The organism is Paenibacillus hunanensis, assembly GCF_034055775.1.
GTDB classification, from domain to species: Bacteria; Bacillota; Bacilli; order Paenibacillales; family Paenibacillaceae; genus Saccharibacillus; species Saccharibacillus hunanensis.
The window spans coordinates 4,964,326-4,978,401 of record NZ_CP139194.1; the positions used below are offsets into that span (position 1 = coordinate 4,964,326).

Sequence of the window (14,076 nt, forward strand, 5' to 3'; positions counted from 1 at the left end):
TTACTCAAACGACTTATATTTGAATGTTTCCGCTCTCCGGAAACGATTCTCCATAGAAAGGAGGTGATCCAGCCGCACCTTCCGATACGGCTACCTTGTTACGACTTCACCCCAATCATCTACCCCACCTTCGGCGGCTGGCTCCTTGCGGTTACCCCACCGACTTCGGGTGTTGCAAACTCTCGTGGTGTGACGGGCGGTGTGTACAAGACCCGGGAACGTATTCACCGCGGCATGCTGATCCGCGATTACTAGCAATTCCGACTTCATGCAGGCGAGTTGCAGCCTGCAATCCGAACTGAGATCGGCTTTTAAGGATTGGCTCCACCTCGCGGCTTTGCTTCCCGTTGTACCGACCATTGTAGTACGTGTGTAGCCCAGGTCATAAGGGGCATGATGATTTGACGTCATCCCCACCTTCCTCCGGTTTGTCACCGGCAGTCTGCTTAGAGTGCCCACCATGATGTGCTGGCAACTAAGCATAAGGGTTGCGCTCGTTGCGGGACTTAACCCAACATCTCACGACACGAGCTGACGACAACCATGCACCACCTGTCTTGAATGTTCCGAAGAAAAGGCACATCTCTGCACCGGTCATTCAGATGTCAAGACCTGGTAAGGTTCTTCGCGTTGCTTCGAATTAAACCACATACTCCACTGCTTGTGCGGGTCCCCGTCAATTCCTTTGAGTTTCAGTCTTGCGACCGTACTCCCCAGGCGGAATGCTTAATGTGTTAACTTCGGCACCAAGGGTATCGAAACCCCTAACACCTAGCATTCATCGTTTACGGCGTGGACTACCAGGGTATCTAATCCTGTTTGCTCCCCACGCTTTCGCGCCTCAGCGTCAGTTACAGCCCAGAGAGTCGCCTTCGCCACTGGTGTTCCTCCACATCTCTACGCATTTCACCGCTACACGTGGAATTCCACTCTCCTCTTCTGCACTCAAGCCCTCCAGTTTCCAGTGCGACCCGAAGTTGAGCTTCGGGATTAAACACCGGACTTAAACGGCCGCCTGCGCGCGCTTTACGCCCAATAATTCCGGACAACGCTTGCCCCCTACGTATTACCGCGGCTGCTGGCACGTAGTTAGCCGGGGCTTTCTTCTCAGGTACCGTCACTCTCAGAGCAGTTACTCTCCAAGACGTTCTTCCCTGGCAACAGAGCTTTACGATCCGAAAACCTTCATCACTCACGCGGCGTTGCTCCGTCAGGCTTTCGCCCATTGCGGAAGATTCCCTACTGCTGCCTCCCGTAGGAGTCTGGGCCGTGTCTCAGTCCCAGTGTGGCCGATCACCCTCTCAGGTCGGCTACGCATCGTCGCCTTGGTGAGCCGTTACCCCACCAACTAGCTAATGCGCCGCAGGCCCATCCTTCAGTGACAGATTGCTCCGTCTTTCGTTCTCTTTCCATGCAGAAAAAGAAAGTATCCGGTATTAGCTACCGTTTCCGGTAGTTATCCCAGGCTAAAGGGCAGGTTGCCTACGTGTTACTCACCCGTCCGCCGCTAAGTCTCAAGAAAGCAAGCTTTCTATCGACTCCGCTCGACTTGCATGTATTAGGCACGCCGCCAGCGTTCGTCCTGAGCCAGGATCAAACTCTCCAATAAAGTGTTTGACGTGCTCATTTTGTTGCTGGCGAGAACATTGCTGTTCTCTATATTTTGAAGAACCGAAGTTCTTCACTCACTCGTTGTTCAGTTTTCAAAGATCAAACTCTTTCGTTGCCGCTCAGTGTCTCTCGCAGCAACTTTTATATCATATCATGTTGTGTTTCTTTCGTCAAGCACTTTTTTTGAAGTGTTTTTCGCTTCAAAGCGCTTCACGAAGGAAGCTCATGATATCTTTTCTTTCATTGTCACTCGTTCGTGACAACTTTTATAATATATCATGTGAACTTCAGAGTGTCAACACTTTTTTCAAACTTTTTAGCCCCGTTGTAGTCAGGAGTGAGTTAATTGAACTCAATCTCCTTCCTAGCGGCGCTAAAAGTTAATTAGTGCGAAAATCAATTTATCATAAATAGCGGAAGCCGTCAACTATATTGAATTAGTTTTTGGCTTCCGGATATCGCGCACTACGTACATATTTAGCTAGTTCCTTTTGTGGGGCAAAGCGTGCATACATTTTGAAGATCGTTTTGTAACGTTTATCGATCGCCTGTCGGATGTCCTGGTTTAAACGCTGATCGCTAAGATCGAATAGCATCTCATCCAGTTCTTTTCGCAATACGTATGCCATCTCTTTGCATTCGTTCTCATTCAGCAGCATTCCAAGCATATTAAGTCCTCCCTAAGTTAGCTCCTCACTTCATCTATCTCGTCTCCCAGACTTGTGCTATTACCATTCCTTTTATAGAAGAAAGTATATGGCTCAGCAAGCAGTTCCGCAGTCTGGTGTTGATATAGTCTGGATAGTGATGATTTAACCGTATTCTATATGCTTGTAAACACATCGTTGCAAAAAGGAAGACACTGTTTTAACTCATTAGCCAGTATGTTAAAGTACTCTCGATTACTGCTGCAACAAACAACAGAATTACGATCCATAGGCTAGCTGGAATGATAGAGCGTAGAAATAGGCGTCGCTCGCTTTTGAGTCTTTGCCGCCCAGGCGCATTCCATGTTGTCAGGGTATCCAGCATAAGCTTACCAAATCGTAGTCCATATGCAGATGCGATGATGATAGCTGGGATCTCAATGATTCCATGTGGAAGAAGACCTTTGACGATGAGCTCAGTAATATTGGCACCATGAACGCTAGCCGATTGGAGCAGATAACCAATAATCATCCCGTTCATTACAAGGAAGAATGCTGGGATAATTCCGATAAAGAAGCCTAGTAAAAGAACGAGAATACTTTTGACGGCGTTATTGAAGAAAATGAACAGGAAGTAGTTCATCTGCACATTGCCGCCCTGTTTTAACTGACTACTGATCGTTCGAAGCTGATCTAGTTGACTGGCTAAGTAGTTACCCAGCTGCTCTGACCAGATGATACCCGCTATAAGACCAAAAACGAATAGAATGGTCGCCACGACAATCATCGAGCGATTTTGTCTTAGATCGTACAAGAAGGTACGAAAGGATAGCATATACTCACTCCTCTATGAAATGATAGGTAGTATGTTGAACAGGTACCTCACAATATATAGAAGATTAATGTGCCGATGTTTAGATTCGTAAGAGCCCTATCGATTATATAGACGGCATTCAGGCTTTCTTTTATATAGTTAGAGAATGACAATATCAGTGTAACATAGCGGGGATGCGAATCACGAATTGCGAATGGTGCGTATGATACTTATAGTAAGAAAAGAAAAACAGGGTGATGCCCTGCGGCTTCATCCCTGTTTGAAACTCCATGCTCCATGCTCCATGCTCCATGCTCCATGCTCCATGCTCCATGCTCCATGCTCCATGCTCCATGCTCCATGCTCCATGCTCCATGCTCCATGCTCCATGCTCCATGCTCCATGCTCCATGCTCCATGCTCCATGCTCCATGCTCCATGCTCCATGCTGATTAATTGTATTTTTCCAGTACTCGCTGCGCAAGCTCCAGATACATTTGTCCGATTTCTGTGTCTTCGGCATATACGGAAGGTGAGAAATCAGGATCGGTTGCTAGATTATCCGGGGCGCCGAGTGGAATTTGTGCTAGCAGCTCGGTATGTAGATTTTCCGCCAGCATGCCGCCACCACCGCGGCCAAACACATAGTCTTTTTGTCCATCACGCGTCTGGTAGTATGCCATGTTTTCGACTACACCGAGAATATCGTGATTGGTCTGAATAGCCATTGCACCGGCACGAGCTGCCACGAACGATGCTGTCGCATGCGGAGTAGTGACCAGAACTTCTTTACTTTGCGGAAGCATCTGATGCACATCCAGTGCGACATCGCCCGTACCTGGAGGCAGGTCCAGCAGCATATAGTCCAGTTCGCCCCACTCTACATCTGCGAAAAATTGACGCAACATCCGTCCTAGCATTGGCCCACGCCAAATGACCGGATTATTTTCACGAATAAAGAAGCCCATCGACATGACTTTAACGCCAAAGCGCTCGACTGGCTGAATGCGACCTTCTTCCACTTCAGGGTATTCTTCAATTCCCATCATATCCGGTACGCTAAAGCCATAAATGTCCGCATCGATAATGCCGACTCGTTTACCAAGACGAGCTAGCGAGGTTGCCAGATTGACGGTAACTGTAGATTTACCTACCCCGCCCTTACCACTTGCAACCGCGATAAAACGCACCCCAGACTCAGGATGAATAATCGACAGATTCTCTAGCCCGGCAGCATGCCCCTTCTGCTCGATCTCTTCGGCTGTAGGCTCTCTTTGCTCATCTGGAGATAATAGTTGTCTTACCGTTGCCATCTCACGCTCAGACGGCTCTCTGAAACGAATATGCAGATCGATCGGCTCCACGATTTTGAAAGCAGCGCGTACAGACTGCTCTACCGCCTCTTTATATTCCTGTCCCAGCTCTATACATACCACAGTCAAGGAAATACGCGTATCTTTGACCATGACATCACGAATAAATTGCATCTCCAGGAGTGGAAATTCATATTGTGGATCTTTTACCTTGCTTAATAGTTCCAATACATAGTCTCTTGATAACATGATGCGCACTCCTTGTTATGATGAATTTCATGGATCCTCTTTCATCGCCAACCCATAATATTGCTATTATAGCATTGTATACGGTTCCGTAGGCAATGAACTACAAATCGATCATGCTCGCACTTTATATGTATTATATAAACGCAATAAACACATTGTACAAATACATTTTGGCTTCAAACAAAAAGCCCTTGTACGATATAACACTATGCGCTACTGGAAACTGCCTTTCGGCTCATTCCTGTTTTACATCGTGTATATGACAAGGGCTAACTATCGACACGCTCCAGAAAATAGAGCTACGTTATGGAATCCATTATTATTGGATCTACTATTCCGTATGACGTTACATTATACTTTTGCAATTAATACTTTCAGATCACGAGTAGTTGAATTAAGCACGGCTCGTTACATGCTCTGCCATACCTTCAATCAACACTTCCGCTACCTCTGGACGTGTAAACTCCGGTGGTGGACATTGACCATCACGCAGCAGCGCACGAACCTTGGTACCGGACAGCGTAAGGTGCTGTTCTTTGGAATGTGGGCATGTTTTACTGGATGCCATATTACCGCACTTAGTGCAGAAGAAGCTATGCTCAAAAAAGAGTGGTGTAATATCTAGCTCTTCCGGCGTAAAGTTAGAGAAAATCTCCTGTGCTTCATACGTACCATAATAATCGCCGACACCAGCGTGATCTCGTCCTACGATAAAATGGGTGCAGCCATAGTTTTTACGCACCATCGCATGGAAGATAGCCTCTCTAGGGCCGGCATAACGCATAGCCGCTGGGAACACACCGAGGAATGTACGATCCTTTGGATAGTAGTTTTCCAGCAGTACAAGATAGCTGCGCATCCGCACATCAGCTGGTACGTCATCCGATTTCGTTTCACCAACTAGTGGATTCAAGAAAAGAGCGTCCACAATCTCCATCGCGCTTTTTTGAATATACTCATGTGCGCGGTGAACTGGATTACGTGTTTGGAAGCCAACAACGGTTTTCCAGCCCTTTTCTGCAAATAAACGACGCGTCTCCGAAGGATCAAAATAAAACTCGCCGAACTTCGCAGGGACCGGACGGTTTACAACTTGAATCGGACCACCCACATAAGTCGTTGGACGAACCAGCAGCTTCTGCACACCTGGATGCTCGGGATCATCGGTTTTGAATACATTCACCGCTTCACGCTGCTGATCTACTGTGTAGATACTGCGTACTTCCAGCACGCCATAGATCACACCATCTTCTTCACCAACAAGCGCTACCTGTTCTCCTATTTGTAGCGTAGCGGCTAGCTGCTCTTGTAATGCTAGCGTAATCGGAATACTCCAGACCGTACCATTCGCTAAACGCATACGCTCCACTACCGACTGATAATCCGCCTCTTCTAGAAAGCCTTCTAATGGAGAAAAAGCACCGACACCAATCAGATCAAGATCAGAAACCGTCCAGCTATTGATCGGAATCTGCTTCCATCCTTTGGCTTGCTCCAGTAATTGAGTACGTGCTTCGCCTTCTACAATACGTTGAACTAGCTTGCCTCCGTGCGGTGCTATGGACGTCATTGAAGTCTCTCCCTTATTTTCAATATAGTTAACGTTGGATTGCTTGCATATAGGGTATTTCTATATGCGAGAACATTTGTATTGATGCTTATGTGCGCTATCTTATTTATGCAAACCACATTCCGTTTTATCATTCCCTGCCCAGCGTCCTGCACGTGGATCTTCACCTGGCATGACCTGACGTGTGCAATACTCACAGCCGATACTCGGGTAATTACGATCATGCAGCGGGTTATAGATAATATCGTTATCTCGAATATAGTTCCAAACGTCTTCGGATGTCCAATCTGCAATCGGATTAAACTTCATCAGACCAAACTTCGTATCATATTCAACCTTCTTCGCATTCGCGCGTGTAGGTGCCTGGTCACGGCGGATACCTGTAATCCATGCATCGTATTGGGAAAGAATACGAGTCAGCGGCTCCACTTTACGAATATTGCAGCAAGCATTTGGGTCTACAGTCCACAGAGACTCTCCATGAGCAGCAGCTTGTTCTTCCGGCGTCAGCTTGGGAGCTACACGCACAAAGTTCATTCCGTAACGTTCAACCATGCGATCCCGTGTCTCGTACGTTTCTTTAAAATGAAAATCAGTATCGAGGTAAAAGATATCTGTCGATGGACTGATCGTTTGCAGCATATCTACAATGACAACATCCTCCGCGCCAAAGCTGCATGCAAAGGTCAAACTATCAAAATTATCTACCGCCCAACGAATGACCTGCTCCGCTGAAGCATGCTCCAGTTCTTCTGCCTTTACTCTAGCCAGCTCTTCTTTTTCCAACAGATTCATATAATTTCCCCCATCATGGAATTTAGATTCTTTTTTCCAAACTGGTTTTAAGTAGGTAAATAAAAAGAAAGTGGTCGGATCTGCAATTCAGCACGATGTTGGACCTGCCTGTTTGCAGCCTATAGCTGGATATATACAATAACTGCATAGATCAGCTTACAGGATGACCGACTTACGATTGTCATGTTTATTACCTTCTTAACCAGTAATTCACTTGCTGATGATTCGCTTGTTGTGAGCTTGTTATGGAATACAATGATTGTCTCCATCGCTTGATCGACTTTGTAGTATTTAAAAACACTAAAACCAACTAAAACACTAAGAATTATATGTATATTATAAAAGTCGTTGATCCCCAATACAAGAGAAAATTCAATATTTTTGAGATCAATTGTTATTTATAAGTGAAAATAGCTTCTTATGCCTATCACCAGCTTGATTTACAAGCTTATATTGATTTCTATGAGCAGTTTACAGATAGCTGTTGATAACTTTTGAAATGATCATGATTTTTTCAGAATTCATTCACATACTCACAAAGTTATCCCCTTTATACCCAGGTTGTTGTTGAATATTGACTCTATTGGGGATTAAAAATGAATTTCAGCTGTGGATGAAAAGCTTTATATGTTTTTGTTAAGCGAAGATTGGGGATAAGTAATCCGGCTTTTATTGGATTCAAGCTGTATTGCGCAACGATAGTATTGCTTGCTATGCAGGATAGTGAATCCAAATCAGACGCATAAAATACGGACTGGTTTACCATGTATAGAGCTAGCGCCAGCATACGGATCCATGTTGATGAAATGAAGCGTATGGCAGTATGCCGCAAGGAGTAAAGAATTAATAGGATTGTAGCTATGGACTTTTACATCATAGATATTTTACAACTAGTATGGGATTGAATGATCGGTATTCTGGTGATGCTGCATCGTGGATGAGTATATCGCATATATTCCAATATAGGCTGCATAGCTGTAGTTTATATTGGGTATGAATGAGGATATAACGAAGTGATACTTATGAGGTGGGGTTCATATGTATGTTCACTTATAACGAAATGTAGCGAGTATCCAGCTGGTAACGAATCATGCTTAGCCAATGTTCACAAGCAAAACAAAACCCCTGACCTGAAAAGGCCAGAGGTTTCGGTACACCTTGTAATATACAAGGAATATTAACGTTTGGAGAACTGAGGTGCGCGACGAGCCGCTTTAAGACCGTATTTTTTACGCTCTTTCATACGTGGGTCACGAGTCAGGAATCCTGCTTTTTTCAGGGAACCGCGCAGTTCAGGATCTGCTTTCAGCAGAGCACGGGAGATACCGTGACGAATTGCGCCAGCTTGACCAGAGATACCGCCACCGTGAGCCAGTACGATTACATCGTAGCTACCCAGAGTTTCAGTCAGGTTCAGTGGTTGCTTAACGATCAGCTTGAGTGTTTCCAAACCGAAATATTCATTGATGTCGCGTTTGTTAATGACAATGCGTCCTTCACCCGGTACAAGGCGAACACGTGCTACCGAATGTTTACGACGACCTGTCCCATAGTATTGTACTTGTGCCATGAAACTGTCCTCCTTTTAATTATCCGCGAAGTTCGTAAACTTCTGGTTTTTGTGCTGCATGTGGATGTTCTACGCCAGCATAAGCTTTCAGGCGCAACTTCATTGCATTACCTTGACGAGTTTTTGGCAGCATGCCGTGAACAGCAGCTTCGATTACACGCTCAGGTTTACTGTCGATCATCTGTTGAGCAGTAGTCACTTTCAGACCACCTGGGTGCATGGAGTGACGATAGTATTTCTTGTCTTGCATTTTTTTACCAGTCAAGCGGATTTTTTCGGAGTTGATTACGATTACGAAATCGCCGCCGTCCACATGAGGTGTGAAAGATGGTTTGTGTTTACCACGGATCAGTGCTGCAACTTCGCTTGCCAGACGGCCCAGCGTTTTGCCTTCAGCATCAATAATATACCACTGGCGTTCTACTTCACTTGGCTTCGCGATATAAGTTGTACGCATGAGAAGTTCCTCCTTAGTCTTTTTGAACATCTGTTGTTCTCGTGCTCTGACGCTCAAGAAGATATTCAATAAATGTAATGTTCACAGTGCATAAGCTGCATCTGTATATATGATCGTTCTTTAATTGGTTGTGTTGTTTATACACGATGTTACATTGTTGTTAGTCAATGGATAAAGCCTTTTAATGGTTATCTTGATTGGGGGCTGTGGGAGAGCCATCAAGAAAACACAACTTTTATTTTACAGGATGGTTCAACGTTAATCAAGCATTATTTATGGTTTTTTCAGACTTTTTTATTGAAAGGTTTCTCAATACGATAAGCCTAAAATTCCAATTCATCATAATGCACGCCCCACATCGTTAACGCTTTGCTGACCGCTGTAGGCCCAGCTGCACTCCGATCACAGGCAGCAATCATACCTGGAATATCATCCGGTGTATATTTGCCTTCCCCAACCTGAATGAGCGTTCCCATAATGATCCGCACCATATGCTGCAAAAAACCATTGCCTGTGATGTAAAAGTGAAGAATGCCCTGGTCCCTTGTATTCTGCCTGGTTTGCGACAGATCGATCTCCAGCCTGGTTTCCAGCACTGTACGCACATGACTTTGCTTTTGCGAATAACGAGACGCAAAGCTGGTAAAGTCATACGTGCCTACAAAATGCTGAAACGCCACATTCATTGCTTCGATGTTCAGTTTACCTGGATGATGCAGCTGCATATGACGCAAAAACACATCTGGATACTGATTCGCATTGATCGTATACCGATACGTTTTACGTTTAGCTGAACGACGTGAATGAAATTCGAGTGGAACTTCATAGGCACCGGTGACAATAATATCACGTGGTAAACGACCATTCAGCGCCAGTGGCCAACGATCTACCGGAATCGGTGACTCCGTACAAAAGTTGAACACTTGCCCTACAGCATGCACGCCAGCGTCTGTACGCCCAGAGCCATGAATTTTGGGACGTTCTCCAATCATAGAGGCGATCGCTTTTTCCAGATGATCCTGTACGGTATTACCGTCAGGCTGCGTCTGAAAGCCGTTATACCGAGTTCCGTCATAATTGACGGTCATACATAGATTACGCATGGGTTATCACCTTTATATCCACATACAAAGTGAGGGAGCTCCAGATGGAGCCCCCTCCTTCATGTTGTTAAACACAACCTTACCCAGACAGAGAAAAAAAGGGCTTTGCCAGAATCACAAGACCCTGTCCACCCTTCTTTATCTGCATGTTACGCGCGGTCTACCAGTTCCAGATAAACCATAGGAGCTGCGTCACCACGACGAGGTCCCAGTTTCAGGATACGAGTGTATCCACCTGGACGCTCTGCATAACGAGGTGCCAGTTCAGAGAACAATTTTTGGATTGCATCCTGGTTGCCATCGAGAGTCTCGCGGCGAACGAAAGAAGCTACCTGACGACGAGCATGCAGATCTCCACGTTTGGACAGGGTGATCAGCTTTTCTGCGATAGAACGAAGTTCTTTCGCTTTTGCTTCAGTCGTTTGAATACGCTCATATAAGAACAGGTCAGTTACCAGATCGCGGAACAGAGCTTTACGAGCGCTGGAGTTACGACCCAATTTTTGGTATGCCATTTTGTATTCCCTCCTTCATCAATGATTAGATGACTATTCTTCCTGACGCAGACCAAGACCAAGTTCCTGTAGCTTCTCTTGAACTTCTTCAAGAGATTTGCGTCCCAGGTTACGGACCTTCATCATGTCGTCTTCGGATTTAGTAGTCAGTTCCTGCACCGTGTTGATGCCGGCACGTTTCAAGCAGTTGTAAGAACGTACGGAGAGATCGAGTTCTTCGATCGTCATCTCAAGCACTTTCTCTTTCTTATCTTCCTCTTTTTCAACCATAATTTCTGCATCTTTTGCTTCGTCTGTCAGACCAACGAACAGCATCAGGTGCTCGGTCAAAATTTTGGCGCCCAGGCTAACGGCTTCTTCAGGACGGATGCTGCCATCTGTCCAGATTTCAATCGTCAGCTTGTCATAGTTCGTAACTTGACCAACACGAGTATTCTCGATGCCATAGTTAACACGGGAAATCGGAGTGTAGATCGAATCGATTGGAATCACGCCAATTGGCTGATCCGCACGTTTGTTCTTGTCTGCCGATACATAACCGCGACCACGGTTTGCAAAAATACGCATGTGGAGTCTGGAACCTGGAGCAAGGGTGGCAATATGAAGATCCGGGTTAAGGATTTCCACATCACTATCTGCACGGATATCGCCAGCAGTGACCACACCTTCTCCTTCCGCGTCAATCTCCAACACTTTTTCTTCATCGGAGTGGATTTTCAGCGAGAGGGCCTTGAGGTTCAAAATGATCTCGGTAACGTCTTCCATTACGCCTTGAACCGTTGAGAACTCGTGCAATACACCATCGATCTGTACAGATGTTACTGCCGCACCCGGAAGGGAGGACAACAAAATCCGACGAAGTGAATTGCCAAGTGTTGTGCCGTAACCACGTTCGAGAGGTTCTACGATGAACTTGCCATAGGTTCCTTCATCATTTACATCTACGGTCTCAATTTTCGGCTTTTCGATTTCTATCACTGCAATATCCCTCCTTCAAAACGTCGCTTCGATGAAACTGTCGCTAAAACTTTATACAATAGACATGCAGCAATCCCAGGCAAGCGGTACGCCTGCACCGGAGTTTGACTACATTTGTAGAGACATGCCTCGATTATACGCGACGACGTTTTGGTGGACGGCATCCGTTATGCGGGATCGGAGTTACATCCTTAATCAGGTTAACTTCCAGACCAGCTGCTTGCAGGGAACGAATCGCTGCTTCACGGCCTGCGCCAGGACCTTTAACCATAACTTCAACGGCTTTCATGCCGTGCTCCATAGCTGCTTTAGCTGCAGTTTCTGCTGCAAGCTGTGCTGCGAAAGGAGTGGATTTACGGGAACCTCTGAATCCAAGACCGCCGGAGCTTGCCCAGGAAATAGCGTTGCCGTGAGGATCCGTAATCGTAACGATTGTATTGTTAAACGTGGAACGAATGTGAGCCACGCCAGATTCGATATTTTTACGGTCGCGACGTTTAGTACGTACGACTTTTTTCGCTTTAGCCATTGATCATTAACCTCCCTTACTTCTTCTTGTTCGCTACTGTGCGACGAGGACCTTTACGTGTACGAGCATTTGTTTTGGTACGTTGACCACGAACCGGCAGACCACGACGGTGACGAACACCACGGTAGCATCCGATTTCGATCAGACGTTTAATGTTCAAAGAGATCTCACGACGAAGATCACCTTCTACTTTTTTACCTTCAATTGCTTCACGCAGTTTTCCTACTTCATCTTCAGTCAGATCGCGGACACGAGTGTTCAGGTCAATACCTGTTTCACTCAGAATTTTCTGAGAAGTCGTTTTACCGATTCCGAAAATATATGTCAAGGCGATCTCAACGCGCTTATCACGTGGTAAATCCACACCAGATATACGTGCCATTACGCTACACCTCCTCGATTAATTAACCTTGCTTTTGTTTGTGTTTCGGGTTTTCACAAATAACCATTACATTCCCTTTGCGGCGAATGACTTTGCATTTTTCGCAGATGGGCTTTACAGAAGGTCTTACCTTCATGTTAATTACCTCCTTAAGCTTTACGGTTGTAAAACTTATTTCGTCAGCATTTTATCTGCAGCACAAATTAGTCCACATAAGTATCTATTATAGCATACTTTTTTGCATTTGTGTTTTATTTACGATAAGTTATACGACCTTTTGTCAAATCATAAGGTGAAAGTTGAACAACCACCTTATCTCCAGTCAGAATACGAATGAAGTGCATCCGCAGCTTACCGGAAACATGAGCGAGAATTTGGTGACCATTCTCCAGCTCAACCTTGAACGTTGCATTCGGCAATGGTTCAAGAACCACGCCTTCTACCTCAATAACATCTTCTTTAGCCACAATGAGTTCCTCCTTAAACCGTATTGTTTTCGGCAGATTCGACAAACTTGGCTACTGCATGACGCAGCTTTCCATTTGTGACCCGTCCGCTTTCTTGCAAACTGTTTACAACTTCGCTGCTGATCACCGCTGTCAGCTCCAGATGAAGAACATTCTTCTTCTTCGGCTGATCAAACTTGCGTTTGTTGCCATCGGCGATATAAACAAATTTCTCATCCGGTATTGCAATGATTACAGCAGGCTGGCCAGCTCCCTTGCCTTTTGAAACCTTCACAATTTGACCAACCTGCGGGGATGTTCCTGCTTTCAACAAAATCACCTACGCATTCAGTGTTGTGAAAATCTCCATACCGTCCGGTGTTACCGCAACCGTATGTTCAAAATGGGCACACAGTGAGCCGTCTACCGTAACTACTGTCCATTTGTCTTCCAACGTTTTAACATGCCGTCCGCCAGCGTTCACCATCGGTTCAATTGCAAGCACCATGCCTGGCTTGAGGCGTGGTCCCCGATCCGCAATTCCGTAATTCGGAATCTTTGGATCTTCGTGCAGCTTGGTTCCAATGCCGTGACCTACGTACTCGCGTACGACAGACATGCCGGCATTCTCGATAAAACGCTGTATTGCATGCGATATAGTAAACAGACGCACATCCGGCTTCACTAGCTCCAGACCCGCAAATAAAGCTCCCTCCGTAACGTCCAGAAGGCGCTTCGCTTCGTCGGAAATGGTGCCGACCGGATATGTCCACGCCGAATCACCGTGATATCCCTGATATTGGGCTCCAATATCGAAAGTCACGATGTCGCCCTCTTGCAGTTTGCGTTTGCTTGGGAATCCATGAACGAGTTCTTCGTTCACCGAAGCACAAATACTGGCAGGAAAACCATTGTATCCTTTGAATGACGGCAAGGCATTCTGGCTGCGAATGTAACGATCCGCAATGACATCAAGCTCTTCCGTTGTAATCCCTGGCTCGATGTATTGCTTGATCAGAGCATGAGTTTCAGCAACAATTCGCCCTGCTTCTCTCATAAAGCCAAGTTCTGTTTCGGATTTGCAAATGATCATTCGAC

The 14,076-nt window shown here is 45.7% G+C and carries 17 protein-coding genes and 1 rRNA gene; all 18 read right to left on the minus strand.

The annotated features are described in order from the left end of the window. Nucleotides 1-56: 56 nt before the first annotated feature. A 16S ribosomal RNA gene (locus SK066_RS20140) occupies nucleotides 57-1,609 on the minus strand. Nucleotides 1,610-2,048: 439 nt separating this feature from the next. Beyond that, entirely contained in the window at nucleotides 2,049-2,279 is a 231-nt protein-coding gene (locus SK066_RS20145; protein ID WP_188778812.1) for a hypothetical protein, read from the minus strand. Between the two features lie 199 nt (nucleotides 2,280-2,478). Beyond that, on the minus strand, nucleotides 2,479-3,093 hold the full coding sequence (locus SK066_RS20150; RefSeq protein ID WP_320542789.1) for a stage II sporulation protein M: 615 nt from the start codon (nucleotides 3,091-3,093) through the stop codon (nucleotides 2,479-2,481). Nucleotides 3,094-3,247: 154 nt separating this feature from the next. Beyond that, nucleotides 3,248-3,490 (minus strand): hypothetical protein, encoded by a 243-nt coding sequence (locus tag SK066_RS20155; RefSeq protein ID WP_320542790.1) that lies wholly within the window; start codon nucleotides 3,488-3,490, stop codon nucleotides 3,248-3,250. Nucleotides 3,491-3,523: 33 nt separating this feature from the next. After that, nucleotides 3,524-4,633, minus strand: coding sequence for a P-loop NTPase (locus SK066_RS20160; protein ID WP_188777853.1), 1,110 nt, complete (start codon nucleotides 4,631-4,633; stop codon nucleotides 3,524-3,526). A 394-nt stretch (nucleotides 4,634-5,027) separates the two neighbouring features. Beyond that, nucleotides 5,028-6,203 (minus strand): sulfate adenylyltransferase, encoded by a 1,176-nt coding sequence (sat, locus tag SK066_RS20165; RefSeq protein ID WP_320542791.1) that lies wholly within the window; start codon nucleotides 6,201-6,203, stop codon nucleotides 5,028-5,030. 102 nt (nucleotides 6,204-6,305) lie between these two features. Continuing rightward, nucleotides 6,306-6,998 (minus strand): phosphoadenylyl-sulfate reductase, encoded by a 693-nt coding sequence (locus SK066_RS20170; RefSeq protein ID WP_320542792.1) that lies wholly within the window; start codon nucleotides 6,996-6,998, stop codon nucleotides 6,306-6,308. A gap of 1,177 nt (nucleotides 6,999-8,175) precedes the next feature. After that, the gene (gene rpsI / locus SK066_RS20175) at nucleotides 8,176-8,568 is read right to left on the minus strand and encodes a 30S ribosomal protein S9 (protein ID WP_017815392.1); all 393 of its coding nucleotides are present in this window, start codon (nucleotides 8,566-8,568) and stop codon (nucleotides 8,176-8,178) included. A gap of 19 nt (nucleotides 8,569-8,587) precedes the next feature. Next, nucleotides 8,588-9,025, minus strand: coding sequence for a 50S ribosomal protein L13 (gene rplM, locus SK066_RS20180; RefSeq protein ID WP_188777860.1), 438 nt, complete (start codon nucleotides 9,023-9,025; stop codon nucleotides 8,588-8,590). 323 nt (nucleotides 9,026-9,348) lie between these two features. Continuing rightward, a complete protein-coding gene (truA, locus tag SK066_RS20185; protein ID WP_188777862.1) occupies nucleotides 9,349-10,128 on the minus strand; it encodes a tRNA pseudouridine(38-40) synthase TruA in 780 nt (259 codons plus the stop codon). 149 nt (nucleotides 10,129-10,277) lie between these two features. Next, nucleotides 10,278-10,643 carry a 50S ribosomal protein L17 gene (gene rplQ / locus SK066_RS20190; RefSeq protein ID WP_188777864.1) on the minus strand — a complete coding sequence of 122 codons (366 nt, stop codon included), beginning with the start codon at nucleotides 10,641-10,643 and terminating at the stop codon, nucleotides 10,278-10,280. 33 nt (nucleotides 10,644-10,676) lie between these two features. After that, a complete protein-coding gene (locus SK066_RS20195) occupies nucleotides 10,677-11,621 on the minus strand; it encodes a DNA-directed RNA polymerase subunit alpha (protein WP_188777866.1) in 945 nt (314 codons plus the stop codon). Between the two features lie 133 nt (nucleotides 11,622-11,754). Next, nucleotides 11,755-12,150, minus strand: coding sequence for a 30S ribosomal protein S11 (gene rpsK / locus SK066_RS20200; protein WP_017815387.1), 396 nt, complete (start codon nucleotides 12,148-12,150; stop codon nucleotides 11,755-11,757). A 16-nt stretch (nucleotides 12,151-12,166) separates the two neighbouring features. Next, nucleotides 12,167-12,532 (minus strand): 30S ribosomal protein S13, encoded by a 366-nt coding sequence (gene rpsM / locus SK066_RS20205; RefSeq protein ID WP_188777868.1) that lies wholly within the window; start codon nucleotides 12,530-12,532, stop codon nucleotides 12,167-12,169. Between the two features lie 22 nt (nucleotides 12,533-12,554). Further along, nucleotides 12,555-12,668 carry a 50S ribosomal protein L36 gene (rpmJ, locus tag SK066_RS20210; protein WP_003333770.1) on the minus strand — a complete coding sequence of 38 codons (114 nt, stop codon included), beginning with the start codon at nucleotides 12,666-12,668 and terminating at the stop codon, nucleotides 12,555-12,557. 115 nt (nucleotides 12,669-12,783) lie between these two features. Beyond that, a complete protein-coding gene (gene infA, locus SK066_RS20215) occupies nucleotides 12,784-12,999 on the minus strand; it encodes a translation initiation factor IF-1 (protein ID WP_017815385.1) in 216 nt (71 codons plus the stop codon). 13 nt (nucleotides 13,000-13,012) lie between these two features. Continuing rightward, nucleotides 13,013-13,309 carry a KOW domain-containing RNA-binding protein gene (locus SK066_RS20220; protein WP_373289174.1) on the minus strand — a complete coding sequence of 99 codons (297 nt, stop codon included), beginning with the start codon at nucleotides 13,307-13,309 and terminating at the stop codon, nucleotides 13,013-13,015. Nucleotides 13,310-13,318: 9 nt separating this feature from the next. Continuing rightward, nucleotides 13,319-14,071, minus strand: a complete 753-nt coding sequence (gene map, locus SK066_RS20225) for a type I methionyl aminopeptidase (RefSeq protein ID WP_188777873.1) — start codon at nucleotides 14,069-14,071, stop codon at nucleotides 13,319-13,321. Between the last annotated feature and the right edge of the window lie 5 nt (nucleotides 14,072-14,076).